The 22,958-nt window shown below is 66.3% G+C and carries 25 protein-coding genes; 12 read left to right on the top strand and 13 right to left on the bottom strand.

The features are described 5' to 3' along the window. Nucleotides 1–193 precede the first annotated feature (193 nt). The 4 genes from HAV18_RS24455 (at nt 194) to HAV18_RS24440 (ending at nt 4,795) form a co-directional block, all read left to right on the top strand. Entirely contained in the window at nt 194–1,654 is a 1,461-nt protein-coding gene (locus HAV18_RS24455; protein WP_166960920.1) for a PLP-dependent aminotransferase family protein, read from the top strand. Nucleotides 1,655–1,812: 158 nt separating this feature from the next. Next, the gene (htpG, locus tag HAV18_RS24450) at nt 1,813–3,711 is read left to right on the top strand and encodes a molecular chaperone HtpG (RefSeq protein ID WP_166960917.1); all 1,899 of its coding nucleotides are present in this window, start codon (nt 1,813–1,815) and stop codon (nt 3,709–3,711) included. Nucleotides 3,712–3,719: 8 nt separating this feature from the next. Further along, nucleotides 3,720–4,319, top strand: a complete 600-nt coding sequence (locus HAV18_RS24445; RefSeq protein ID WP_166961367.1) for a chorismate lyase — start codon at nt 3,720–3,722, stop codon at nt 4,317–4,319. Next, on the top strand, nt 4,319–4,795 hold the full coding sequence (locus HAV18_RS24440; protein ID WP_166960914.1) for a DNA-deoxyinosine glycosylase: 477 nt from the start codon (nt 4,319–4,321) through the stop codon (nt 4,793–4,795). Before HAV18_RS24445 ends, HAV18_RS24440 begins: the two co-directional genes overlap by 1 nt. Before the next feature lie 35 nt (nt 4,796–4,830). On the opposite strand, the gene HAV18_RS24435 is transcribed toward HAV18_RS24440, so the two are convergent. The 4 genes from HAV18_RS24435 to HAV18_RS24420 form a co-directional block, all read right to left on the bottom strand. Further along, on the bottom strand, nt 4,831–5,634 hold the full coding sequence (locus HAV18_RS24435; protein WP_166960912.1) for a hypothetical protein: 804 nt from the start codon (nt 5,632–5,634) through the stop codon (nt 4,831–4,833). Between the two features lie 119 nt (nt 5,635–5,753). Further along, on the bottom strand, nt 5,754–6,008 hold the full coding sequence (locus tag HAV18_RS24430) for a hypothetical protein (RefSeq protein ID WP_166960909.1): 255 nt from the start codon (nt 6,006–6,008) through the stop codon (nt 5,754–5,756). Between the two features lie 14 nt (nt 6,009–6,022). Then, nucleotides 6,023–6,331, bottom strand: a complete 309-nt coding sequence (locus HAV18_RS24425; RefSeq protein ID WP_166960906.1) for a type II toxin-antitoxin system RelE/ParE family toxin — start codon at nt 6,329–6,331, stop codon at nt 6,023–6,025. After that, complete coding sequence (locus HAV18_RS24420) at nt 6,328–6,606, bottom strand: YlcI/YnfO family protein (RefSeq protein ID WP_166961365.1); 279 nt, start codon at nt 6,604–6,606, stop codon at nt 6,328–6,330. Before HAV18_RS24420 ends, HAV18_RS24425 begins: the two co-directional genes overlap by 4 nt. 177 nt (nt 6,607–6,783) lie before the next feature. Between HAV18_RS24420 and HAV18_RS24415 the strand changes: the two genes are divergently transcribed. The 4 genes from HAV18_RS24415 (at nt 6,784) to HAV18_RS24400 (ending at nt 10,651) form a co-directional block, all read left to right on the top strand. Then, nucleotides 6,784–7,701 (top strand): spermidine synthase, encoded by a 918-nt coding sequence (locus HAV18_RS24415; protein WP_166960903.1) that lies wholly within the window; start codon nt 6,784–6,786, stop codon nt 7,699–7,701. Nucleotides 7,702–7,899: 198 nt separating this feature from the next. After that, on the top strand, nt 7,900–8,142 hold the full coding sequence (locus tag HAV18_RS24410) for a DUF3311 domain-containing protein (RefSeq protein WP_011657556.1): 243 nt from the start codon (nt 7,900–7,902) through the stop codon (nt 8,140–8,142). After that, nucleotides 8,139–9,689, top strand: a complete 1,551-nt coding sequence (gene mctP / locus HAV18_RS24405; protein WP_166960900.1) for a monocarboxylate uptake permease MctP — start codon at nt 8,139–8,141, stop codon at nt 9,687–9,689. The genes HAV18_RS24410 and mctP overlap by 4 nt, the downstream gene beginning before the upstream one ends. A 431-nt stretch (nt 9,690–10,120) precedes the next feature. Further along, nucleotides 10,121–10,651, top strand: coding sequence for a hypothetical protein (locus HAV18_RS24400; protein ID WP_166960898.1), 531 nt, complete (start codon nt 10,121–10,123; stop codon nt 10,649–10,651). Between the two features lie 54 nt (nt 10,652–10,705). On the opposite strand, the gene HAV18_RS24395 is transcribed toward HAV18_RS24400, so the two are convergent. The 5 genes from HAV18_RS24395 to HAV18_RS24375 form a co-directional block, all read right to left on the bottom strand. Then, nucleotides 10,706–11,161, bottom strand: coding sequence for a VOC family protein (locus tag HAV18_RS24395; RefSeq protein ID WP_166960895.1), 456 nt, complete (start codon nt 11,159–11,161; stop codon nt 10,706–10,708). Nucleotides 11,162–11,401: 240 nt separating this feature from the next. Further along, on the bottom strand, nt 11,402–12,355 hold the full coding sequence (gene tal / locus HAV18_RS24390; RefSeq protein ID WP_166960893.1) for a transaldolase: 954 nt from the start codon (nt 12,353–12,355) through the stop codon (nt 11,402–11,404). A 168-nt stretch (nt 12,356–12,523) separates the two neighbouring features. Beyond that, nucleotides 12,524–13,735, bottom strand: a complete 1,212-nt coding sequence (locus HAV18_RS24385) for a benzoate/H(+) symporter BenE family transporter (RefSeq protein ID WP_166960890.1) — start codon at nt 13,733–13,735, stop codon at nt 12,524–12,526. A 54-nt stretch (nt 13,736–13,789) separates the two neighbouring features. Further along, a complete protein-coding gene (locus HAV18_RS24380; RefSeq protein ID WP_166960888.1) occupies nt 13,790–14,965 on the bottom strand; it encodes a VWA domain-containing protein in 1,176 nt (391 codons plus the stop codon). 27 nt (nt 14,966–14,992) lie between these two features. Then, nucleotides 14,993–15,835 (bottom strand): MoxR family ATPase, encoded by an 843-nt coding sequence (locus HAV18_RS24375; protein WP_048249424.1) that lies wholly within the window; start codon nt 15,833–15,835, stop codon nt 14,993–14,995. A gap of 246 nt (nt 15,836–16,081) precedes the next feature. On the opposite strand from HAV18_RS24375, the gene HAV18_RS24370 reads away from it, so the two are divergent. Further along, the gene (locus HAV18_RS24370; protein WP_043189035.1) at nt 16,082–16,441 is read left to right on the top strand and encodes a c-type cytochrome; all 360 of its coding nucleotides are present in this window, start codon (nt 16,082–16,084) and stop codon (nt 16,439–16,441) included. A gap of 39 nt (nt 16,442–16,480) precedes the next feature. Next, nucleotides 16,481–16,840 (top strand): cytochrome c, encoded by a 360-nt coding sequence (locus HAV18_RS24365; protein ID WP_011352792.1) that lies wholly within the window; start codon nt 16,481–16,483, stop codon nt 16,838–16,840. A 99-nt stretch (nt 16,841–16,939) separates the two neighbouring features. Here HAV18_RS24365 and HAV18_RS24360 read toward each other — a convergent pair whose 3' ends face one another. After that, the gene (locus tag HAV18_RS24360) at nt 16,940–17,407 is read right to left on the bottom strand and encodes a DUF1841 family protein (RefSeq protein WP_373452734.1); all 468 of its coding nucleotides are present in this window, start codon (nt 17,405–17,407) and stop codon (nt 16,940–16,942) included. A gap of 291 nt (nt 17,408–17,698) precedes the next feature. Here HAV18_RS24360 and HAV18_RS24355 point away from each other — a divergent pair, with 291 nt between their 5' ends. Further along, nucleotides 17,699–18,628, top strand: a complete 930-nt coding sequence (locus tag HAV18_RS24355) for a DMT family transporter (protein ID WP_166960885.1) — start codon at nt 17,699–17,701, stop codon at nt 18,626–18,628. 147 nt (nt 18,629–18,775) lie between these two features. Here HAV18_RS24355 and nth read toward each other — a convergent pair whose 3' ends face one another. After that, on the bottom strand, nt 18,776–19,420 hold the full coding sequence (gene nth / locus HAV18_RS24350; RefSeq protein ID WP_085041993.1) for an endonuclease III: 645 nt from the start codon (nt 19,418–19,420) through the stop codon (nt 18,776–18,778). Continuing rightward, nucleotides 19,417–20,421, bottom strand: coding sequence for an electron transport complex subunit RsxB (gene rsxB, locus HAV18_RS24345; protein ID WP_166960883.1), 1,005 nt, complete (start codon nt 20,419–20,421; stop codon nt 19,417–19,419). The genes nth and rsxB overlap by 4 nt, the downstream gene beginning before the upstream one ends. A 156-nt stretch (nt 20,422–20,577) precedes the next feature. Here rsxB and HAV18_RS24340 point away from each other — a divergent pair, with 156 nt between their 5' ends. Further along, on the top strand, nt 20,578–21,210 hold the full coding sequence (locus HAV18_RS24340) for a TetR family transcriptional regulator (protein WP_129512661.1): 633 nt from the start codon (nt 20,578–20,580) through the stop codon (nt 21,208–21,210). Nucleotides 21,211–21,297: 87 nt separating this feature from the next. On the opposite strand, the gene HAV18_RS24335 is transcribed toward HAV18_RS24340, so the two are convergent. Continuing rightward, nucleotides 21,298–22,779: a polyhydroxyalkanoate depolymerase gene (locus HAV18_RS24335; protein ID WP_166960880.1), complete on the bottom strand. Its 1,482-nt coding sequence runs from the start codon at nt 22,777–22,779 to the stop codon at nt 21,298–21,300. Nucleotides 22,780–22,958 lie beyond the last annotated feature (179 nt).

Genomic DNA, 22,958 nt, shown 5'->3' with positions numbered 1-22,958 from the left:
GGCGATGCGCCGGGCGGTGGCCGAACCGGCCGGCGTACCGGCCGCGATGCAGGCCGGTGGGCGCGGCGCCAGGTGCGGCGTGGCCGGAACGGCGGCCGCACGGTCGCCATTCCGGTCAACTGTAATCGTCGCTACCGGCACAGTAACGGTACAATCGGCGCGATAGCCTTCGGTACAGTTGGAGCCCCCGCCCATGTCCACCGTTCCACTCGCCCAGATTCCCGTGCCGCACGACACGGCCACGCTCACGCTCGTCGACCAGCTTGTCCAGTGGGCGCGGCGGCGCATCGACGAACGCGTGTTCCGGCCCGGCATGCGGATGCCGTCGATCCGCAAGCTCGCGCTCGACAAGAGCGTGTCGCGCTTTACCGTCGTCGAGGCGTACGAGCGGCTCGTCGCACAGGGCTACCTCGACTCGCGGCGCGGCTCGGGCTTCTACGTGCGCGAGCGCACGGCCGCCGGCCCGCAGCCGGCCGACAGCGTCGCGCGCGTGGCCGAGGCCGCGCCGGTACACAACACGATCGACGTCGTCTGGCTGCTGCGCAACATGCTGCACACCGTCAGCCCGGAAAAGGGGCCGGGTCTCGGCTATTTGCCGGGCCGCTGGCTCGACGGCGAACTGATTACCGGTGCGCTGCGCGCGCTCGGGCGCCAGTCCGGCGCGCAGATGCTCGGCTTCGGCACCGCGCAGGGCTTCCTGCCGCTGCGACAGCAACTGCAGACGCGCCTCGCCGAAGTGGAGATCGGCGTGAAGCCCGAACAGATCGTGCTGGTGTCGGGAATCACGCAGGCGATCGACCTGATCTCGCGGATCTACGTGAAGCCCGGTGATGCGGTGATCGTCGGCGATCCGGCCTGGTTCCAGATGTTCGGCCGCTTCGCGGCGCAGGGCGCGCAACTCGTCGGGATGCCGTACACGCCGGACGGCCCCGATCTCGACGCGCTCGAGACGCTCGTGCAGATGTGGCGGCCGAAGATGCTCGTGATCAATTCGGTGCTGCAGAACCCGACCGGCACATCGTTGTCGGCCGCGCAGGCGTTCCGGATCCTGAAGCTCGCGGAGGCGTACGACTTCCTCGTCGTCGAGGACGACGTGTACGGCGACCTGTGCCCGCCGAGCTATCCGGCCACGCGCCTCGCGAGCCTCGACCAGTTGAAGCGCGTGATCTACCTCGGCAGCTATTCGAAGACCCTCGCGGCGAACCTGCGGGTCGGCTATGTCGCGTGCGCGCCGGAGATCGCGAAGGCAGTCACCGACCAGAAGATGCTGGTCGGGATGACGACGCCCGAGCTCAACGAGCGCGTGCTTTACAAGATCCTGACCGAAGGGCATTACCGGCGCCACGTCGAGCGGCTGCGCGCGCGGCTCGACGGTGTGCGCGACAAGACCGCACGGATGCTCGAGCGCACGGGGCTCGGCCTCTTCACGATGCCGGCGGCCGGGATGTTCCTGTGGGCCGACACGGGCGTCGATTCGGACGCGCTCGCGGCGGTCGCGCACGAGGCCGGCTTTCTGCTGACGCCGGGCAGCCTGTTCTCGCCGCAGCAATCGCCGTCGACGTGGATGCGCTTCAACGTCGCGAACTGCGGCGATCCGGCGCTGCCGGGGCTGCTGTCGCGCTATATCGATTCGGCCGTGCGCCGCGCGTCGTGACCCGGCGCGGTACGCCGGCCCTTGAAATCGGGCGTGCGGTCCCCAGATACGCGCGCAAACCGCTTGCGCCAGGCGGTGGCCCTTCAGGGGCCGTCCGGCATCGCGCGCCGGCCGCCTGCGCCACACCTTTCAAGTTCAAGTAAGAGGAAACAGCATCCATGGCACATGAAACGATGAGCTTTCAGGCAGAGGTCAAGCAACTCCTCCACCTGATGATCCATTCGCTTTACAGCAACAAGGAAATCTTCCTGCGCGAACTGGTGTCGAACGCGTCCGACGCGGCCGACAAGCTGCGTTTCGAAGGGCTCGCGGACAACGCGCTGTACGAGAACGATCCGAACCTGCGCATCCGCATCGGTTACGACAAGGCCGCGCGCACGATCACGATCGACGACAACGGCATCGGCATGAGCCGCGACGAGGCGATCGCGAACCTCGGCACGATCGCGCGTTCGGGCACCAAGGAATTCTTCACGAAGCTGTCCGGCGACCAGCAGAAGGATGCGGCGCTGATCGGCCAGTTCGGCGTCGGTTTCTACTCGGGCTTCATCGTCGCCGACAAGATCACCGTCGAGACGCGCCGCGCGGGCCTGCCGGCGAGCGAAGCCGTGCGCTGGGAAAGCGCGGGCGAGGGCGACTTCACGATCGACGCGATCGAGCGCGCGCAGCGCGGCACGACGATCACGCTGCATCTGCGCGAAGGCGAGGACGAGCTGCTGTCGTCGCACCGCCTGCAGTCGATCATCCAGAAGTATTCCGACCACATCGCGCTGCCGATCCTGATGCAGAAGGAAGAATGGGATCAGGAAAAGGGCGAGATGGTCCTGAAGGACGAGGACGAGACCGTCAACCAGGCGAGCGCGCTGTGGACGCGTTCGAAGAGCGACGTCACGGACGAGCAGTACACGCAGTTCTACCAGCACATCGCGCACGACCACCAGGATCCGCTCACGTGGACGCATAACCGTGTCGAGGGCCGCAGCGAATACACGCAGCTGCTGTTCGTGCCGTCGCACGCGCCGTTCGACATGTGGAACCGCGACTATCGCGGCGGCCTGAAGCTGTACGTGAAGCGCGTGTTCATCATGGACGACGCCGAACAGCTGCTGCCGCAATACCTGCGTTTCGTGAAGGGCGTCGTCGATTCGGCCGACCTGCCGCTGAACGTGTCGCGCGAGATCCTGCAGGAAAGCCGCGACGTGAAGGCGATCCGCGAAGGCGTGACCAAGCGCGCGCTGTCGATGCTCGAAGAGCTCGCGAACGCGGAAGAGGATGCCGGCAAGGAGAAGTACAAGACGTTCTGGGGCGCATTCGGCCAGGTGCTGAAGGAAGGCCTCGGCGAGGATCACGCGAACCGCGAGCGCATCGCGAAGCTGCTGCGCTTCGCGTCGACGCACGGCGACACCGACGCGCAGGACGTGTCGCTCGCCGACTACGTGTCGCGCATGAAGCCCGAGCAGAGCAAGATCTACTACGTGACGGCCGACGCATGGCAGGCCGCGAAGAACAGCCCGCATCTCGAGGTGTTCCGCAAGAAGGGCGTCGAGGTGCTGTTGCTGACCGACCGCGTCGACGAATGGATGCTGTCGTTCCTGCAGGAGTTCGACGGCAAGCCGCTCGCGAGCGTGGCGCGCGGCGATCTCGACCTCGGCGAGCTGAACGACGAGGAAAAGAAGGCGCAGGAACAGGCGGGCGAGGCGATCAAGCCGGTCGTCGAGAAGATGAAGGAAGCGCTCGGCGACAAAGTGAAGGAAGTGCGTGTCACGTTCCGCCTGACCGATTCGCCGTCGTGCCTCGTCGCGGACGACAACGACATGAGCGGCTACCTGCAGCGGATGCTGAAGGCGGCCGGCCAGAACGCGCCGGCGATGCAGCCGATCCTCGAGATCAATCCCGAGCACGCGCTCGTGAAGCAACTGAAGGCCGACAGCGCCGATTTCGGTGACTGGGCCCATCTGTTGTTCGATCAGGCGCTGCTGGCCGAAGGCGGCATGCTCGACGATCCGGCGAGCTTCGTGAAGCGGACCAACGCGCTGCTGCTGTCGCGAGCCGCGTGAACGCGCGCTTGCGATTCGACGGCGGGCAGGCCGGCTGGCGCGAGATGCCGCGGCCTGGCTGCACGCTCGACCAGCGCGACTGGCTGACGCGCGGCGGATCGCTGACCGCGCACCTCGCGCGGCTCGGCCGCGTGAACGTGCGCGTGACGCGCGAGGCCGTCGACTGTCCGTGGTTCGACGAGCCGGACGCGCTCGCCAGTTCGCCGCGCGCGCCGATGTGGGTGCGCGAGGTGATCCTGTCGGTTGACGGCACGCCTTTTGTTGCCGCGCACAGCATCGCGCCGCTCGCCGCCAGCAAGGGTGTGTGGCAGGCGATGCGGCGCCTGCGCACGCGGCCGCTCGCGGAGCTGCTGTACAGCGATCCGCAGGTCGAGCGGTCGGCGCTCGTCAGCCGGCGCGTGATCGCCGGCCATCCGCTGTATGCACTGGCGACCCATGCGCTTGGCGCGGGCGTCCGGCCGCCGCACGCGTTCGCTGCGCGGCGTTCGGTGTTCCAGCGCCACGGCAAGCCGCTGATGGTGACCGAGTGCATGCTGCCGGCGCTGTGGCGTCATCTCGATGCGCACGGCGACGGGCCGCGCTCGGGCGGTCCGGGCGGAGGTGTGTGATGCTGCAGGGCTTCGGGCCGGTCGTCGGGCCGGATACGCACACGATGATCCTCGGCAGCTTTCCGGGCGAGGCGTCGCTCGATGCCGCGCAGTATTACGCGCATCCTCGCAATCAGTTTTGGCGATTGCTGGGGGCGGTGCTCGGCGAGCCGGCACTTCATGACCTGCCGTACGATGCGCGGCTCGTGTGCGTGCTGTCACACGGTATCGGTATCTGGGACGTTCTCGATGCGTGCCATCGTCAGGGTAGCCTCGATTCTGCGATCCGGAATGCGAAGCCGAACGACTTCGATTCGTTGCGGGAACATGCGCCGTTGCTGAAGCGCGTGTGCTTCAACGGCAAGACGGCAGGGCGGTTCGCCGATGTGATCGGCGAGGCCGGGTACGAGACGCTCGTGCTGCCTTCGTCGAGCCCGGCGAATGCGATGTTGTCGTTCGAACAGAAACTGGTGCTTTGGCGCGCACTTCGCTCCTGAGGCGCGTTCGATGCCGAGTATTCGGTAAAGCGGTATCAGGTGGGCGGCAGCAGGTGCCTGGCGCCCGTGGCCGCGGCAATGCGACTTTGTGCAGCGACGAGTTGGTCATCGGTGGTCGCCACCAGCCACAGACGTGCGTGCTCCTCGATCCGGCGGTTGTGGTCCTTCAACGGGCCCATCGCGGCAGCGGCCTTCCAGACCACCGGGCCGATTCGGCTACTTCTGCCCGACGGCGCGCCTACCAGCAGGCAGTAAGGTCCCAGCGGAAGCGATACGAACGGAAGTGCCGGACTGGCGATCACGCGCCAGTCGATGAAGGGTGTCTCGCTGATCAGCAGCGGCGTGGGCAAGCCGTAGAGCACACTGAAATCGTACAGCGCCAGCTGCTCTCGCATGCCGACGTAAATTCGCCGGATGTCGTCGACAACCGCCGCGCGGATCTCGTCCTCGAACATGGGTTCCTGCGCGTAGCGGGCAAATGCCTTTCGAGCCTCCCATTGATACGCGCTGAACAGGCCGATCTCCACGCAGTCCTGCACGGCGCGCTGAGCGTCCGCTACGGAACCGGCTTCCTCTGGCTTGCCCATCTGCGCAGCCCGCAAAAAGCGGGCAAGTCCCGCCTCGTGGATCGCAGGACCATCCGCAGATGCATCGTCGTCAGCGTTCTTGCCCAGGGGTACGTAGATATATTTCTCGGCAGCGAAATGCGATTTCTTGCCTTCATCGAACTTGATTTCGCCATCGACGCAGTCCAGATAGCGAGTCCCGATTCGACCGTGCTCCCAAACCCAATTTTTCAGGAACGGACGTAGCGGATGCAGTTTGTCTTGATCGGCCATTGAAACCTCCAGGTTTCCCCAGTATGCGCCATTCCTGCAACTCACCGCACACCCCGCAACGTCCGGTGACCCTCGCTTCGGCATGAGGCGCGGGGACGGGCGGCCGTCGTGCCCGACGTTCAATCGTCCTTGCCCCATCTCCATTTGGGCTTCTCGCCCTTGATCCAGCACACCATGGTCAGCAGTGCGACCAGCGCCACGATGCACGCCCCGTATGCGACCGGCGAGCGTTGCGGCGGCACCAGCCACGCGCTCGCGATGATTCCGATCACGAACAGCAGCAGCACGATCCAGCCCTGCCACGCGACCGGCAATCCCCAGCCCCAGCCATAGCGTTTCGCAGGGAACCAGATTTTCTTGTCGTTCGAGGTCATGTGATTCCTCGTCGTCAGTGGTAGTCGCTTTCTCGCTGATGACGTACAGCCAGGATCGTCACCGTTCGGCTGTCGTCGATCTCGAACAGCGCGACATAGCCAGATGCACCGAACGGGATGATCAATTCCCGCAGAAACGGCATCGATGGATGGACTTTACGGCAAGTGAACGGTGACGCTTCGAGTGTGGCGACGCCAGCAGCAATAGCCGTCAACGCACGTTCGGCCAGTTGGACGTCTGCCTCGTCGCCGTCGACGACGAATGCATAGAGCCGGTCCAGATCATCGGATGCTGCGACTGTGAAGCGAACCGTATACGTCATCGAGCCTGACGTTTCCTGTCGCGCGCCGTATCGAGCCGCCGACCCAGTCGTTCCAGAACCTCGGAAGAAGACACATATTCGCCAGTACGGCGGGCCTCGTCGCGCGACGCAAGGCCGCGTGCAATGAATTCGCTTTGGAGGCGGCGGCGTTCGATGCCTTCGCGGATCGATTGTTCGACGAAGCTCGACAGCGTTTCACCTTCCTGAAGGACGCTTTCGGCGGCGTCGCGCAGTTCCGGTTCGACCCGAACGGATGGAAAAGTGGCGGTTTTCATCATTGGCCTTAATGCATCGCAATTGCGATGCATTATCGTCTACGTTGCCCGAGGGTGCAAGTCGGCCGATCGGCCAGGTGTCGTCGGCGCCCATTGTCAGCGGTCGGCGGCTTCCGTCCCCGCACCAATGCTATCCTCTCGTCCGCTAAAACCAGCATCACCCAGCGAGATTCAATCATGACCCGACTGATCAAGCGCGCGTCCGCCGAGGCGCGCGCGTTCAAGAATGGCAAGCCGTCCTCCTACAACGGCTCCGACAAACTCCAGCCGCCGCGCGTGAAGCGCCGCCCGGACATCGACGAACACGACGACGTGCCCGTGCTCGAAGCGCCGCGCAAGCCGCGCTTCGCGCCCGTCACGTTCTCGGAAGAGGGCGGCGTGCGCTTCCTGCACTTCGGTACCGAATGGGTGCAGGGCGCGATGCGGATCTCGAAGCCGCTGCATATCGAGCTCGAATACGCGCAGCAGATGATGGCGTGGCTGCTGTTCCTCGAAACGCCCGAGCGGATCGTCCAGCTCGGGCTCGGCACCGGCGCGCTGACCAAGTTCTCGCACCGCTTCCTCCCGCAAGCGAAGGTCGAGGCCGTCGAGCTGAACCCGGCCGTGATCGTCGCCGCGCGCACGATGTTCGCGCTGCCGCCCGACGACGCACGTCTCGCCGTGCACGAAGCCGACGCATGGGATTTCGTCAACGATCCGGCCAACCGCGGCACGACGGGCGCGATCCAGATCGACCTGTACGACGCGACCGCGCGCGGCCCCGTGCTCGACAGCGTCGCGTTCTACCGCGCGGTGCGCGGCTGCCTCGCCGATGCGGGCATCGCGACGATCAACCTGTTCGGCGACCATCCGAGCTTCGTGCGCAACATGAAGCACCTGAACGCGGCGTTCGAAAATCGCGTGATCGCGCTGCCGGAAGTGCATGACGGCAACCGGATCGCGATCGCGTTCTCGGGCCCCGCGCTCGACGTGTCGTTCACCCAGCTCGACGCGCGTGCGAAGCTGATCGAGGACACGCTGAAGCTGCCCGCACGCAAGTGGGTGAAAGCCTTGAAAGAAACGACCGGCGCGCGCGACACCGCGTTCGCGATCTGACGCTTCATGCGCCGGCGGCATGCCGGTGCAACCACGCGACAAGGGGCGGATCACCTCGGGTTCGCCCCCGCTTGACCGCGTGCTCGCGGCTCCTATACTGGCGCGAAGCCAGGGGAGCCGCAGCCTACCCGTTTTGCGCTCCTCTCGGCGCCGTACCCGCTCAACAAGATCGATAACCGGGAAAGATGAGGAGACGTCATGGCTCACGATGCCGACGCCAACCGGGCCGCCAAGCGCTGGCTCTGGCTGCTGGTACTGCCGCTGATCGCGATGGTCTGGGTACCGTCGTACAGCAAGATCGAACCGCAATGGTTCGGTTTTCCGTTTTTCTACTGGTACCAGCTGCTGTGGGTCTTCATTAGCGCGGTGATCACCGCATTCGTTTATTTCAAGACCAAGAACGCGTGGAAGGCGAGCGGCCCGCAGGGAGGTGCGCGATGAATCTCGGCGCAACCTTCGTCTTCGTCCTGCTGTTCATCGGCGTCACGATCATCGGTTTCCTGGCCGCGAACTGGCGGCGCGGCGATCTCGCCCATCTCGACGAATGGGGCCTCGGCGGACGCCGCTTCGGCACGATCGTCACGTGGTTCCTGCTCGGCGGCGACCTCTACACGGCCTACACGTTCGTCGCGGTGCCCGCGCTCGTGTTCGGCGCCGGCGCGATGGGCTTCTTCGCACTGCCATATACGATCCTGATCTATCCGTTCGCGTTCGTCGTGTTTCCGAAACTGTGGAGCATCGCGAAGCGGCACGGCTACGTGACGGCCGCCGACTTCGTCAACGCGCGCTACGGCAGCCGGATGCTCGCGCTCGCGATCGCGGTGACCGGCATTCTCGCGACGATGCCGTACATCGCGCTGCAGCTCGTCGGCATCGAAGTGGTGATCGGCGCGCTCGGCTTCGACACGACCGGCTTCGTCGGCGATCTGCCGCTGATCATCGCGTTCGCGATCCTCGCCGCGTACACGTACACGTCGGGCCTGCGCGCGCCCGCGATGATCGCGATCGTCAAGGACATCCTGATCTACATCACGATCGCCGCGGCGGTCATCGTGATTCCGGCGAAGCTCGGCGGCTTCGGGCACATCTTCGCGAGCGTACCGCCCGCGAAGCTGCTGCTGAAGGCACCCGACGCGATGAGCCTGAACGGCTACAGCGCGTACGCGACACTCGCGATCGGCTCGGCGCTCGCGCTGTTCCTGTACCCGCACTCGGTCACCGCGATCCTGTCGTCGTCGTCCGGCAACTCGATCCGCCGCAATATGGCGATGCTGCCCGCATACTCGTTCGTGCTCGGCCTGCTCGCGCTGCTCGGCTACATGGCGCTCGCGTCGGGCGTGAAGGACATGCCGCAGTACGCGCCGTATTTCAAGGCGTTCGGCCCGAACTTCGCGGTGCCCGCGCTGTTCCTCGAGTATTTCCCGTCGTGGTTCGTCGGCGTCGCGTTCGCGGCGATCGGCATCGGCGCGCTGGTGCCGGCGGCCATCATGTCGATCGCGGCCGCGAACCTGTACACGCGCAACATTCATCGCGAGTTCGTGAACCGCAACATGTCGCACGAGCAGGAGACGCACGTCGCGAAGCTCGTGTCGCTGATCGTGAAGGTCGGCGCGGTCGCGTTCATCCTCGGGTTGCCGCTGACCTACGCGATCCAGCTGCAGCTGCTCGGCGGGATCTGGATCATCCAGACGCTGCCCGCGATCGTGCTCGGCCTCTATACGCGCGTGCTGGACCATCGCGGCCTGCTGGCCGGCTGGGCGGCAGGCATCGTGTGCGGCACGTGGATGGCGATCTCGTTGAAGCTGGCCGGATCGATCTTCACGATCCACCTGTTCGGTCTCGCGATTCCCGGCTACGCCGCCGTGTGGTCGCTGATCGTGAACCTGGTGGTGGCGGTGGCGGTGAGCGTGCTGGTGCGCGTGATGGGCATGGCGCATGCGGAGGATCGCACGCGGCCGGAGGACTATCTCGACGTCGTCGAGGGCTGATTCCCCCACTTTCTGTTGCAGTTTCGACACGACGCCCGCGACCCAAGTCGCGGGCGTTTTGCATGGTGCGCCGCGAACACCCCGTGCGGCCGTGCGTCCGTTTGCGCCGATCTCCAAGCGATTCTAGGGCGGCCGCGCCGTGGCGAAAATCGGTGCAAGACCGATTAGGTGGCGCGTGGTCCGCTTGCCAATAATGCGTCCCGCCCGGCTGTACCGGGTGATTCGATCTCCACACGATCCGATTATATGAGGGATGCAATGACGAAGATTTGGGTTCTGGTATTGGGCATGTGCTGCGTGGCGCTGGCCGGTTGTGTCAACGCGTACTACCGGTGAGGCGCACCATGAGAGTCCTGTTGATGTGGGCGCTCGTCGCGCCGGTCCTGCTCGCCGGTTGCGCGAACATGTACTACCGTTGACGGCGGGCCGCGATGAAAACGATCTTGTCGGCCGCCGTGCTGTGTGCGGCGCTCGCCGGCTGCATTTCGGTGTACGGCCCCGGGCAGCGATACGCGGCGCGCGATGCGCCGCCGGGAAAACACGATACGGCTGAAGGCGCGGCTGGCGCGTCCGAGTCGCCCGGCACCGAAGCCGCATCGCGCATCGTGATCGGCAATCGCAAGTATGACGAAGTGTGGGCGGCGGTCGCGCAGTTCTACGCGGACCACAAGCTGGCGGTGCGCGTCAGTGATCGCGACGCGGGGCTCGTTGCCGCCGCGTATGCCGATTATCCGAACGCGGGCAACTTTCTCGACTGTTCCGAACTGAAGCAGACGTCGAACGTGACGCACACGCTGAAGGTCGTCGCGCGCATCGACGAAGCGACGCAGGGCGTGACCGAGTCGATCGACGTCGCGGGCATGGCCGGCGTGGTCGCGGCCGGCAAGCAGAAGGGCGCGCGCGTCGCATGCCGTTCGAACGGCACGCTGGAGCAGGCGCTGACGGAGGTGCTGCGCAAGTAGCGGGCCCGCCCGGATCGTCGCGGCAGCGCGGCGTCCGGGCGGCACGCGCGTGCGTTACTGCCCCGCGCGTTGCGCGAGGTCTTCGCGCTGTGACAGGTCTTCGACGTTGACCATCCAGTGCACGCCGAAACGATCCTTTGCCATCCCGAAGCCGAGCGCCCAGAACGTCTTGCCGAACGGCATCGTCACTTCGCCGCCGTCGGCGAGCGCATTGAACAGCTTCTGGCCTTCCTCGACCGTCGCCGGGTTCAGCGACAGCGAATAGCCGGCGTGCGCGGCGCCTGCCGGCTGGCTGCAGTCGCCGTCCGAGCACATGATCATCGAGTCGCCGATCGTGAAGCTCGCGTGCATCACCTTGTCGGCCATCTCCGGCGTCATCGGGTAGTCCGGATTCGGCGGTGCGTCCTTGAAGTGCATCTTGAACATCGTCTTCGCACCGAGTGCCTTTTCGTAGAACTGAAGGGCTTCGTCGGCACGACCGTAGAACGTCAGGTACGGTTGAACTTGCATCGTTGTCTCCTGTGATGGGCCGGCCTGCGCATCTGCGCGGGTTCGGCGTCGTGCAAGACTGACTGGGAAAGGGTGCATCGGGAGGCGGCCGTCGCACCCGTGACGTGGATTGTAGTGCGCGTGCTTGACGATGGAATGAAAAATAAAAACGGCCGCGAACATGACGTTCGCGGCCGTGTGCGTCGTGCTTGCTGACGGCTGTTGTCAGTGTTGCTGACAGCCGCTGACGCGTGTCGCGATTCAGCGCAGCGAGTCGATCAGCTTCTCGAGCTTCACCGCATCGGCGGCGAATACGCGGATGCCTTCGGCGAGCTTTTCGGTCGCCATCGCGTCGTCGTTCAGCTGGAAGCGGAACGCCGCCTCGTCGATCGCGATCCGCGCGGCGGGCTTGTCCTGCAGCGCTTCCGGCGACAGCTTGCGCGTGACCGTCTCGTTGCTGTCCTGCAGCTTCTGCAGCAAATCGGGACTGATCGTCAGCAGGTCGCAGCCGGCGAGTTCGGTGATCTGGCTGGTCGTGCGGAAGCTCGCGCCCATCACTTCGGTGTTGTAGCCGAACGTCTTGTAGTACGTGTAGATGCGGCGCACCGACTGCACACCCGGATCGTTCGCGCCACCGTCCTTCTCTTCATTCCACTCCGCGCCGGCCTGCTTCTTGTACCAGTCGTAGATGCGGCCGACGAACGGCGAGATCAGCTGCGCGCCGGCTTCCGCGCAGGCGGCGGCCTGCACGAGCGAGAAAAGCAGGGTCATGTTGCACTTGATCCCTTCCTTCTGCAGCACTTCGGCCGCGCGGATGCCTTCCCACGTCGACGCGAGCTTGATCAGGATGCGCTCGCGGCCGATGCCGGCTGCTTCGTACAGCTTGATGAGCTCGCGGCCCTTGTCGATCGAGCGCTGGGTGTCGAACGACAGTCGCGCGTCGACCTCGGTCGACACGCGGCCCGGGATCAGCTTCAGGATCTCGGTGCCGAATGCGATCAGCAGTCGGTCGATGATGAAATCGGTGCTTTCGTTGCGATGATCGCGGACGGTTTTCTCGAGAATCGGCTTGTACGCGTCTTTCTGGACGGCCTTCAGGATCAGCGACGGGTTCGTGGTCGCGTCCCGCGGCTGGTATTGCGCAAGCTGCTGGAAATCGCCCGTGTCGGCGACGACGGTCGTGTACTGCTTCAGCTGGTCGAGTGCGGTAGTCATGGCGATTCGGAAGAAGGGCGCAAGGCGCCGGGTTCTCACGGGCCGCGCGAGCGCGGCGGCGAAGCGAAGCGGCGCCGGGCGCCGCCTCCGATCCGCTATTCTAGGCCCGATTCGTGTCGGGCACGTTCTGGTGTGTCCGATCGCCGCGGTGGCGGGCGCCGCGCCGCGTCACGCCGGGCGGCGCGCGTTCAGGATCACCTGCGTGACGATCCCCGCGACGAGCCCCCAGAATGCCGAGCCGATCGACAGCAGCGTGAGGCCCGACGCGGTGACCATGAACGTGACGAGCGCCGCTTCGCGCTGCTTCACGTCCTGCATCGCGTTCGCGAGGCCGCTCATGATCGAGCCGAACAGCGCGAGCGCGGCGACCGACACGACGAGCGCTTTCGGCAGCGCCGCGAACAACGCGGCGATCGTCGCGCCGAAGATCCCCGCGATCAGGTAGAACGTGCCGCACCACACGGCGGCCGTATAGCGCTTCGCGCGATCCTCGTGCGCCTCGGGGCCCGTGCAGATCGCGGCCGTGATCGCCGCGAGGTTGACGCCGTGCGAGCCGAACGGCGCGAGCAGCAGCGACGCGAGGCCGGTGGTCGCGATCAGCGGCGACGACGGGGTTTGATAACCGTCCGCGCGCAGCACCGCGATGCCCGGCACGTTCTGCGACGCCATCGCGACGACGAACAGCGGAATGCCGATGCTGACGATCGACGCGATCGAGAGCGCAGGCATCGTGAACACGGGCTTCGCGAACGCGATGTGAAAGCCGCTGAAGTCGAGCAGGCCGAGCCCGCCGGCGACCGCCGTGCCGACGATCAGCGTCGTGACGATCGCATAACGCGGCGCGAGCCGCTTGACGATCAGGTACGTGAAGAACATCGCGAGCACGAGGGCGGTCTGGAACTGCGCGGCGCGGAAGATCTCGATGCCGATCTCGAACAGGATGCCCGCGAGCAGGGCGGCGGCGATGCCGGCCGGAATCTTGCGCATCAGCGTGTCGAACAGCCCGCTCACGCCGACGGCCGTCAGCAGCACCGCGCAGACGACGAACGCACCGATCGCCTCGGGGTAGGGCACGCCGGGCAGCGACGCGATCAGCAGCGCGGCGCCGGGCGTCGACCACGCGACGACGACGGGCGCGCGAAAGCGCAGCGACAGGCCGATCGTCGTCAGTGCCATGCCGATCGACAGCGCCCAGATCCACGACGAGATTTGCGCATCGGTCAGGTGGGCGGCGCGGCCGGCCTGGAACATCAGCACGAGCGAGCTCGTGTAGCCCGTCATCATCGCGACGAAGCCGGCGACGAGTGCCGAGACGGAGGTATCGGCGAAAAAGCGGCGGCCGCCGGCGCGGCTGGCGCTCGCGGTGGGCGAGGGGTTCATGCTATCTCCGGGGGGAGGCCGCTCGGACGCGGCCTTCGTGTCTTGGTGGGGGCGTTACTTGCTGAGTGCGCGCATCGAGGCTTCGAGGCCGGCGAGCGTGAGCGGATACATGCGATGGCCGAGCAGGTCGCGGATCACCGCGACCGACTGCCGGTATTCCCATAGCCGCTCGGGCTCCGGGTTCAGCCACGCATGATGGGGGAACTGGTCGGCGAGGCGGCGCAGCCACACGGCGCCGGCTTCCGGGTTGTTGTATTCGACCGAGCCGCCGGGCTGCAGCACTTCGTACGGGCTCATCGTCGCGTCGCCGACGAAGATCAGCTTGTAGTCGGGCGTGAACTTGTGCAGCACGTCCCACGTCGCGGTGCGTTCCGAGTGGCGGCGGCGGTTGTTCTTCCACAGGTGGTCGTACACGCAGTTGTGGAAGTAGAAGAACTCCAGGTGCTTGAATTCGGCCTTCGCGGCCGAGAACAGCTCCTCGGTGCGCTTGATGTGATCGTCCATCGAGCCGCCGACGTCGAGCAGCATCAGCACTTTCACGTTGTTGTGGCGCTCGGGCACCATCCGCAGGTCGAGCCAGCCCGCGTTCGCGGCGGTACTGCGGATCGTGCCGGGCAGGTCGAGCTCCTCGGCGGCGCCTTCGCGCGCGAAGCGGCGCAGCCGCCGCAGCGCGACCTTGATGTTGCGCGTGCCGATCTCGACGGAATCGTCGTAGTCGCGGTATGCGCGTGCTTCCCACACCTTGACCGCGGTGCGGTTGCCGTTCGACGGGCCGCCGATGCGCACGCCTTCCGGGTTGAAGCCGCCGTGTCCGAACGGCGACGTGCCGCCGGTGCCGATCCACTTGTTGCCGCCCTCGTGGCGCTCCTTCTGCTCGTCGAGCAGTTCCTTCAGGCGCTCCATCAGCTTGTCGAGCCCGCCCATCGCCTCGATCTGCGCCTTCTCTTCCGGCGACAGCTCACGCTCGAGGCGCTTTTCGAGCCAGTCGAGCGGGATGTCGAACGCTTCGGACGGCAGCGCGGACACACCGTGGAAGTACGCGCCGAACGCCTGGTCGAACTTGTCGAAGTACTGCTCGTCCTTGACGAGCGTCATCCGCGCGAGGAAGTAGAACGCGTCGATCGACGGCGAGATCAGTCCGGCCTTCAGCGATTCGAGCAGCGTCAGGTATTCCTTTACCGAGACGGGCAGCTTGGCTGCGCGCAGCGCGTAGAAGAAATTGAGCAGCATGGCCGGGCCTTCGCGGGTGAGGGGGAATTACCGGTTGTGCCGGTTCATGTAGACGAGCCGTTCGAGCAGGCTCAGGTCCTGCTCGTTCTTCAGCAGCGCGCCCGCGAGCGGCGGCACGATCTGCTTCGCGTCCGCGCTGCGCAGCGCGTCGGCCGGGATGTTCTCGGCGAGCAGCAGCTTCAGCCAGTCGAGCAGCTCGGACGTTGACGGTTTCTTCTTCAGGCCCGACACGCCGCGCAATTCGAAGAAACTCTCGAGCGCTGCGCGCAGCAGTTCCTCGCGGATGTCCGGGAAATGGACCGCGACGATCTTCTGCATCGTCGACGGGTCGGGGAACTGGATGTAGTGGAAGAAGCAGCGGCGCAGGAACGCGTCGGGCAGTTCCTTCTCGTTGTTCGACGTGATGATGACGAGCGGGCGGTGCTTCGCACGGACCGTCTCCCGTGTTTCATACACGTGGAATTCCATCCGGTCGAGCTCGCGCAGCAGGTCGTTCGGGAATTCGATGTCGGCCTTGTCGATCTCGTCGATCAGCAGCACGCTCGGGTGCTCGGCGTCGAACGCCTGCCACAGCACGCCCTTGACGATGTAGTTCGAGATGTCCTTCACGCGCTCGTCGCCGAGCTGCGAATCGCGCAGCCGCGACACGGCATCGTATTCGTACAGGCCCTGCTGCGCCTTGGTGGTCGACTTGATGTGCCACTGCAGCAGCGGCATGTCGAGCGCGGCCGCCACTTCCTCGGCGAGCATGGTCTTGCCGGTGCCGGGCTCGCCCTTGATCAGCAGCGGGCGTTGCAGCGTCAGTGCGGCATTGACCGCAAGCTTCAGATCGTCGGTGGCGACGTAGTGCGAGGACCCTTCGAAACGCATGGCGGCGCTCTTCTCAATCGGGAAAAAAACCCAGTATAAGTCAGAAGGGCTGTGCGGTTGGGCCGCGCCCGCGTATCGTAGCGGGGCTGTGGCGGGGCGAACCGGGGCGCTTGGTGGACGCGTTCCCCGCCGACGCGGTACAATCTGGCCGTTTTTTTTGGCCTGCGTGGCGATCCGATAAGCAATAACGGCGCGGGCCGTTGCCGCTTTGGCGCCAGTTTCCCCTCAAGCTAGGTTACAAGAGCTATGAACAAATTCGTCGGCAAACACGTCGTTGTCGCAGCGCTCGTGGCGCTCGCGGGCAGCGCGCAGGCGGCCGGTGTGGTCGGCAACCCGAAGGACGGGGCGAGCAAGGCCGCCATGTGCATCGGTTGCCACGGCATCCAGGACTACCGCGCGGCGTACCCGGAGGTCTACCGGGTGCCTGTCCTCGGCGGCCAGAACCAGCAATACCTCGAGAACGCGCTGAAGGCCTACCGCAAGAAGGATCGTCACTTCCCGTCGATGAATGCGATCGCCGGTTCGCTGACGGATCAGGACATCGCGGATCTGTCGGCGTACTACGCCGCCCAGAAGGCCGACTCGAAGGACAACCCCTACAAGTAAGCGCGCGCCGCCGATCTCTCCGGCGGGACAGGAGCATTCATGAATAACGCATTCAAGACGGCGGCGGTTGCACTGGCGGCCGGCCTCGCGATCGGTACCGCACACGCGGCGGACACCACGAAGGGCAAGGAACTGGTCGAATCGCACAACTGCGCCGCCTGCCACGGCGCGCAGATGAACAAGCCGATCAACGCCGAATATCCGCGCCTCGCCGGCCAGCATGCCGACTACCTCGTGTGGGCGATGCGCCAGTACCAGATGGGCCTGACGAATCCGCTGCTCGGTCGCAACAACGCGATCATGCAGGCGCAGGTGCAGAGCCTGTCGGTCAGCGACATGAAGGACATCGCGGCCTACATCGAGTCGCTGAAAGAGACCGATCTCGTGTTCAAGAAGTAAGCGCGACGGGCCCGGCGGGCCCGCGCAGCAAAAATACCCCGCCTCGGCGGGGTATTTTTTTGTCCGCGCGCCGGCGCCCGTGGGCCACCGGGGCGGCGCTCAGTCGCGCGATGCGCGACGCAGGATGCGCTGCAGGTACGCGTCGGTATCGGGCGGCGTGCTCGTGCGCTGGGCTTCCCAGATCGTCTCGCCGAGGCATTCCATGATCACGTGCTGCGCGTCGTGGGTCGAGTCGAGCTTTGCCGCGAGCTTGTCGTGCGCGGCGCGGATGCCGGGCGGCTGGTCGATCGACAGCTGCTCGCTGATCGCGAGATGCATCGACAGGTGCAGGAACGGGTTCGTGCGACCTTCCTCGGGCGTGTACTCGCGCGCGGTGGCGCCATCGGCGTCGGCGAGTTCGTCGTGGTATTCGGGATGCTCGACGATCCAGTCGGCGGCCATCGCTTCCAGCGGCGTCAGGATCTCGCCGGCGCGCTGCTTGCGCCAGGTCTCGGTGAAAAAGCGACGCACTTCGTCGCGGCTTGGATTGAACATGGTGGGGAAACGTCGTGATTCGGACGGCGTGATGCCGCGTCGCGCATTGTACGCCGGGTCGGCGGGCGGCGCTGGCGGTGGCCCGGTGCGGTTCGCGGGGTTCGCGGTGGCGAGGCAGTGCCGGGGCGATGCGCGGTGGTGAGGGCAGGGGCGTGGCAGCCGGACTGGCGGCGCGGTGGTTGCTGGTTGCAGCCGGCGTGCGGCTCGGATTGCAGCCGTGTCGTGCCCGGGCCGTGGAACGGGTAAGCGCGGGCTAGGCTTGCCGCCGCCGCGCCGTTACACTCCGACGATTTCCGTCGCCACGCCGTCCGTGTCCGTTCCGTCATGACCGCCACCATCCGCCCGTCGTCCGCCGCCCTGCAGGGCACGCTCTACGTCGCGCTGTCCGCCGCCGCGTTCGGCGCGATGGCGATCTTCGGCCGCTATGCATATGCAGCCGGTGTGGACGTGCTCGGGCTGCTGATCGTGCGCTTCGCGATCGGCGGCGCGGTGCTCGCCGCGATCGCACGGCATCGCCGCGTCACATGGCCGCGCGGGCGCGCGCTCGCGCCGCTCGTGGCGATGGGCGCGCTCGGCTACGTCGGGCAGTCGTTCTGCTACTTCAGCGCGCTGCAACACGCGCAGGCGAGCCTTGTCGCGCTGCTGTTGTACCTGTATCCGGCCTTCGTCACGCTGCTGGCCGCGTGGTGGCTCGGCGAGCATCTCACGCGCGCGAAGGGCGTTGCGCTCGTGCTGTGCGTCGCGGGTTCGGCGCTGATGGTCGGCGGCGGGCATGGCGAGCCGCTCGGGATCGGGCTCGCGCTGGCTGCCGCGGTGATCTATTCGCTGTACATCGTCGGCGGCACGAAGGCGACGCGCGGTGTCGATCCGCTCGCGACCACCGCGATCATCTGCCTGTCGGCGACCGCGACGCTCGTGGCGATCGCCGTCGTGCGGACCTCGGCGTTCGGCGTGCCGCCGCGCTGGCCGGCGACAGCCGGTGGCTGGGCGTCGATGCTTGCGATCGCGCTCGTGTCGACGGTCGCGGCGATGATCGCATTCTTTGCCGGGCTCGAGCGGCTCGGGGCCGCGCGCACGTCGATGCTGTCGACGCTCGAACCGGTCGTGACGGTCGCGCTTGCGGCGCTGCTGTTCGGCGAAGCGCTGTCGCCGCTGCAGTGGGCGGGCGGCGCGGCAATTCTGGCTGCCGTGCTGGCGCTGGTGCGGGCGGGCGGTGCGGCTGCCGACGATGCGACTGCCACGTCCAACGCATAGTCGGAAAGGGGAAAGCGGCGGCGGCACGGGTGGCTGCGCGCGGTCGCGGCCGCGGCTTGCCGACAAAACAACGACCGGCGGGACGTGCATCGAGCGCCTGGCCGCATGGCGCCGGACGGTCTGCGGCGGGTCACCCGCGGCTGGGCGTCACTCGTTGGGCGGCGGCGTCTTCGGCCTGAATTCGCACAGCGGCTCGATCGCACAGTGCCAGCATTCGGGCTTGCGGGCCTTGCACACGTAGCGCCCGTGCAGGATCAGCCAGTGATGCGCGTCCTGCAGGAACTCCTTCGGCGTGAACTTCTCGAGCGCAGCCTCGACCGCGCGCACGTCCTTGCCCGGCGCGAGCCCCGTGCGGTTCGCGACGCGGAAGATATGCGTGTCGACCGCGATCGTCGGTTGGCCGAACGCGGTGTTCAGCACGACGTTCGCGGTCTTGCGGCCGACGCCCGGCAGGCCTTCGAGCGCCTCGCGATCGGCCGGCACCTCGCCGTCGTAGCGCTCGAGCAGGATCCGGCACGTCGCGACCACGTTCTTCGCCTTGGTCCGGTACAGGCCGATCGTCTTGATGTACTCGGTGACGCCTTCTTCGCCGAGTGCGACGATTTGTCGCGGGGTGTTCGCGACCGGAAACATCTTCCGCATCGCCTTGTTGACCGAGACGTCGGTCGCCTGCGCGGACAGCATCACGGCGATCAGCAGCTCGAATGGCGTCGAGTATTCGAGCTCGGTGGTCGGATGCGGATTGAGGCTCTGCAGCGTTTCGTAGATCGCGTGTCGTTTGCTGGCGTTCATGGTGCGCTCTGGTCGGGCGGTGCAGACGGGCCGCCCGGGCCGTCGTTGCCTGCGTCGTTCTCGTCATCGTTGCCGCTCGCGGCCGCTGCTTCGGCGTCGCGTTGGGCCTGCTGTTCGGCGAGCCGCTTGCGGCGCGCCTCGGCCGCGTCGATCTGCGCCTGGACGGCTGCGCTCACGCCTTCGGTGTTCTGCGGCGCGGCACCTTGCCCGGACAGTTCTTCCTTCTTCTTGCGCGCACGTTCGAGCGCGGCGGCGATGATCGCGCGCTTCTTCGCTTCGGCGTCGTCTGCGGCTGGTGCGGTGGCCGGCGCGGCGGATGGCGTTCCCGCTTGTGCCGCGGCCGGCTTTGCGGCACTGGCCGCGCGGCGTGCGGCCGCGCGTGCTTCGGCGGCTTCGCGTTCGCGGCGCTGGCGCGCGAGCCGCAGGTCGTGGCGTTCGCGTGCGGCATCGGCCTGTTCCTGCGACCACGCGTCCCAGCCGGTGCGTTCGCCGGTCACCGGCAGCATCGCGATGCAGTCGACCGGGCAGGGCGGCACGCACAGGTCGCAACCCGTGCACAGCGACTCGATGATCGTGTGCATCTGCTTCGGTGCGCCGACGATTGCGTCGACCGGGCACGCCTGCATGCACAGCGTGCAGCCGATGCACAGGCTTTCGTCGATGAAGGCGACGGCGCGCGGATGCTCGCTGCCGTTGACGGGGTTCAGCGGAATCACCGGCTTGCCGAGCAGGCCTGCGAGGCGCGCGATGCCTTCGGCGCCGCCGGGCGGACACTGGTTGTAGTTCGCGTCGCCGGCGGCGATCGCCTCTGCGTACGGTCGGCAGCCGTTATAGCCGCACTTCGTGCATTGCGTCTGGGGAAGCAGATCTTCAATGCGATCTGCAAGTGTTTTGGAGTCGGTCACGGTGACAACGGGCGCAGCGGCGCCGAATGGCTCTCGGCCGCGTCGGGCGCAGCCGGAAAGGTTTGCCAAAGCTCGATTATCGCCGATTTCCCGCATTGCGCTGGACGCCGTCTGTGCGCATAATCGAACCGCTTTTTTGCAGGGGCTCAGCAGGAGGGCGGCCGTTCGCGGCGCGCCCGTTCCAGGGCGGCCGGCGCCAAGGCGGTGGGGGTGCCGGTCCGGATCAAGCGGCTCACATAGCAAAACGCCACCATGAATCAGCCAAAAATCAAAAGAGATCCTGAAGGTACGCGCCGCCGCATCCTGATGGCGGCCGCCGAAGAGTTCGCGAGTGGAGGGCTGTTCGGCGCGCGCGTCGACCAGATCGCGCGGCGGGCCGAAACCAACGAGCGCATGCTCTATTACTACTTCGGCAGCAAGGAGCAGCTGTTTACGGCCGTGCTCGAACACGCGTTCTCCGCGCTGACCGAGGCCGAACGCGTGCTCGACCTCGACGGCGTCGCGCCGGTCGAAGCCGTCACGCGGCTCGCGCATTTCGTTTGGGACTACTACCGCGACCATCCGGAACTGCTCAGGCTCATCAACAACGAGAACCTGCACGAAGCGCGCTACCTGCACAAGTCGACGCGGATCCGCGAGATGATGTCGCCGATCGTCGCGAAGCTCGGCAACGTGCTGACGCGCGGCCAGAAGGCCGGGCTGTTCCGCACCGACGTCGATCCGCTGCGCTTCTACGTGACGCTGTCGGGGCTCGGCTACTACATCGTGTCGAACCGCTTCACGCTCGCCGCGACGCTCGGCCGCGATTTCACCGACACCGACGAGCGCGCCGAGATGGTCCGGATGAACACCGAGGTGCTGCTCGCGTATCTGCTGCGTCGCTGACGCGCTGACCGGCAGAAGCGGCCGCCGGATGTAAAAACGCCGCCGTGCGCAGGCAACGGCGGCGTTGTTTCGTCGGAACGCGGTGCGTCAGGCGGCCTTGCGCGTGCGCACGGTCTTTGCGCGCTGGCTGCCGCCGGTGGCGCGTTTCGCAGCCGGTGCGGCCTTCGCGGGAGCCGGTGCGACGGCCTTGGCAGGGGCTTTCGCGCGCGTGCGCTTCGCCGCGGTGGCGCGCGCCGTTTCGGCGGGCGCGTCGCTGGCCGGCACGGCCGCGAGCGTCGTGGTCGTCGGCGCATCCGGGACATCCTTCGTCGCGCCGTGTTTCGGCTCCGGCGCATGCTCGCGAATGAAGTCGCGCAGTTGCGGATAGATGATCGTGCGCCAGCGGCGGCCCGAGAAAATCCCGTAGTGACCGCACTTCTCGGCGGTCAGGCTGCGGCGCTGGTCCTGCGGGATGCCCGTGCACAGCTCGTGCGCGACGTGCGTCTGGCCGCTGCCGGAGATGTCGTCGAGTTCGCCCTCGATCGTCATCAGCGCGGTGTGCCTGATGTCCTGCGGACGCACGCGCTCGCCTGTGACATCCCACGTACCCTCGGCCAGCCGGAATTCCTGGAACACGACGCGGATCGTCTCGAGGTAATACTCGGCGGCCATGTCGAGCACCGCGTTGTATTCGTCGTAGAAGCGGCGGTGCGCTTCGGCGTCGTCCTCGTCGCCGCGCAGCAGGCTCTGGTAGAAATCCCAGTGCGATTGTGCGTGCCGCTCCGGGTTCATCGCGACGAAGCCCGTATGCTGCAGGAAGCCCGGATACACCTGGCGGCCTTCGCCCGGATAGTTCGCGGGCACCGTGTGGATCACGTTGTTCTCGAACCACGCGGTCGAGTGCTGCGTCGCGAGCGAATTCACCGACGTCGGGCTGCGGCGCGCATCGATCGGGCCGCCCATCATCGTCATCGTGAGCGGCGTGTCCTCGCCGCGGCTCGCCAACAGCGAGATCGCCGCGAGCACCGGCACCGTCGGCTGGCACACCGAGATCACGTGCAGGTTGCGCGCGCCGATGTGACGGATGAACTCCTGGATATACGCGATGTAGTCGTGCAGGTGGAACGGGCCCGTCTCGACCGGCACCATCCGCGCGTCGATCCAGTCGGTGATGTAGACCTTGTGATCCTGCAGCAGCGTGCGCACGGTGTCGCGCAGCAGCGTCGAGTGGTGGCCCGACAGCGGCGCGCAGACCAGCACGACCGGCTCGTCCTTCAGTTGCGTGACGGCGTCGGCGTCGTCCGAATAGCGCTTGAAGCGCAGCAGCCGGCAGAACGGCTTCTCGACGATCGTCTGCTCGACGATCGGGATGTTGTGGCCGTCCTTGACAATCTGGTGAATGTTGAACTCGGGCTTCTCGTAATCCTTGCCGAGCCGGTACATCAGTTCGTACGCGGCGGCCATCCGCGTCGCGCCGGGCATCAGCGAGAACGGGCTGGACGGATTGGCGAACGATTTGGACGCGGCCTGGGCCCAGGCCGTCAGCGGGCTCAGCATGGCGCGCTGGAATTCGTGCAGTTGGTAAAGCATGCAGACTACTCCCGCGTGGGGGACGGTGCGCAAGGGCGGCGTGGGGCGTCGCGGCGTGCCGTGTGGGTCAGCGACCGGCCATGTTGCACTGCAGCCGGACAATCGCGTCGATCATATCGGACAACGATGGGTGGTGCAATGCAACATTTCCCCGATTTTTCATCAAGATTTTGCGATTT

Origin of the sequence: Burkholderia sp. D-99, assembly GCF_011605345.1 — a bacterium.
GTDB lineage: Bacteria > Pseudomonadota > Gammaproteobacteria > Burkholderiales > Burkholderiaceae > Burkholderia.
Note: the sequence above shows the minus strand (reverse complement) of the source record. Positions and strands in the feature narration are given on the sequence as shown.

Bases quoted from the DNA above. Each gene is read 5' to 3' on its own strand.
- HAV18_RS24425 (WP_166960906.1), bottom strand. From the start codon at position 6,331: ATGACGTATACGGTTCGCTTCACAGTCGCAGCATCCGATGATCTGGAC.
- HAV18_RS24420 (WP_166961365.1), bottom strand. From the start codon at position 6,606: ATGAAAACCGCCACTTTTCCATCCGTTCGGGTCGAACCGGAACTGCGC.
- HAV18_RS24375 (WP_048249424.1), bottom strand. From the start codon at position 15,835: ATGCGTTTCGAAGGGTCCTCGCACTACGTCGCCACCGACGATCTGAAG.
- htpG (WP_166960917.1), top strand. From the start codon at position 1,813: ATGGCACATGAAACGATGAGCTTTCAGGCAGAGGTCAAGCAACTCCTC.
- mctP (WP_166960900.1), top strand. From the start codon at position 8,139: ATGAATCTCGGCGCAACCTTCGTCTTCGTCCTGCTGTTCATCGGCGTC.
- HAV18_RS24455 (WP_166960920.1), top strand. From the start codon at position 194: ATGTCCACCGTTCCACTCGCCCAGATTCCCGTGCCGCACGACACGGCC.
- HAV18_RS24395 (WP_166960895.1), bottom strand. From the start codon at position 11,161: ATGCAAGTTCAACCGTACCTGACGTTCTACGGTCGTGCCGACGAAGCC.
- tal (WP_166960893.1), bottom strand. From the start codon at position 12,355: ATGACTACCGCACTCGACCAGCTGAAGCAGTACACGACCGTCGTCGCC.
- HAV18_RS24370 (WP_043189035.1), top strand. From the start codon at position 16,082: ATGAACAAATTCGTCGGCAAACACGTCGTTGTCGCAGCGCTCGTGGCG.
- HAV18_RS24380 (WP_166960888.1), bottom strand. From the start codon at position 14,965: ATGCTGCTCAATTTCTTCTACGCGCTGCGCGCAGCCAAGCTGCCCGTC.
- HAV18_RS24355 (WP_166960885.1), top strand. From the start codon at position 17,699: ATGACCGCCACCATCCGCCCGTCGTCCGCCGCCCTGCAGGGCACGCTC.
- HAV18_RS24340 (WP_129512661.1), top strand. From the start codon at position 20,578: ATGAATCAGCCAAAAATCAAAAGAGATCCTGAAGGTACGCGCCGCCGC.
- HAV18_RS24435 (WP_166960912.1), bottom strand. From the start codon at position 5,634: ATGGCCGATCAAGACAAACTGCATCCGCTACGTCCGTTCCTGAAAAAT.
- HAV18_RS24410 (WP_011657556.1), top strand. From the start codon at position 7,900: ATGGCTCACGATGCCGACGCCAACCGGGCCGCCAAGCGCTGGCTCTGG.
- rsxB (WP_166960883.1), bottom strand. From the start codon at position 20,421: ATGCGGGAAATCGGCGATAATCGAGCTTTGGCAAACCTTTCCGGCTGC.
- HAV18_RS24400 (WP_166960898.1), top strand. From the start codon at position 10,121: ATGAAAACGATCTTGTCGGCCGCCGTGCTGTGTGCGGCGCTCGCCGGC.
- HAV18_RS24440 (WP_166960914.1), top strand. From the start codon at position 4,319: ATGCTGCAGGGCTTCGGGCCGGTCGTCGGGCCGGATACGCACACGATG.
- HAV18_RS24430 (WP_166960909.1), bottom strand. From the start codon at position 6,008: ATGACCTCGAACGACAAGAAAATCTGGTTCCCTGCGAAACGCTATGGC.
- nth (WP_085041993.1), bottom strand. From the start codon at position 19,420: ATGAACGCCAGCAAACGACACGCGATCTACGAAACGCTGCAGAGCCTC.
- HAV18_RS24365 (WP_011352792.1), top strand. From the start codon at position 16,481: ATGAATAACGCATTCAAGACGGCGGCGGTTGCACTGGCGGCCGGCCTC.
- HAV18_RS24415 (WP_166960903.1), top strand. From the start codon at position 6,784: ATGACCCGACTGATCAAGCGCGCGTCCGCCGAGGCGCGCGCGTTCAAG.
- HAV18_RS24385 (WP_166960890.1), bottom strand. From the start codon at position 13,735: ATGAACCCCTCGCCCACCGCGAGCGCCAGCCGCGCCGGCGGCCGCCGC.
- HAV18_RS24335 (WP_166960880.1), bottom strand. From the start codon at position 22,779: ATGCTTTACCAACTGCACGAATTCCAGCGCGCCATGCTGAGCCCGCTG.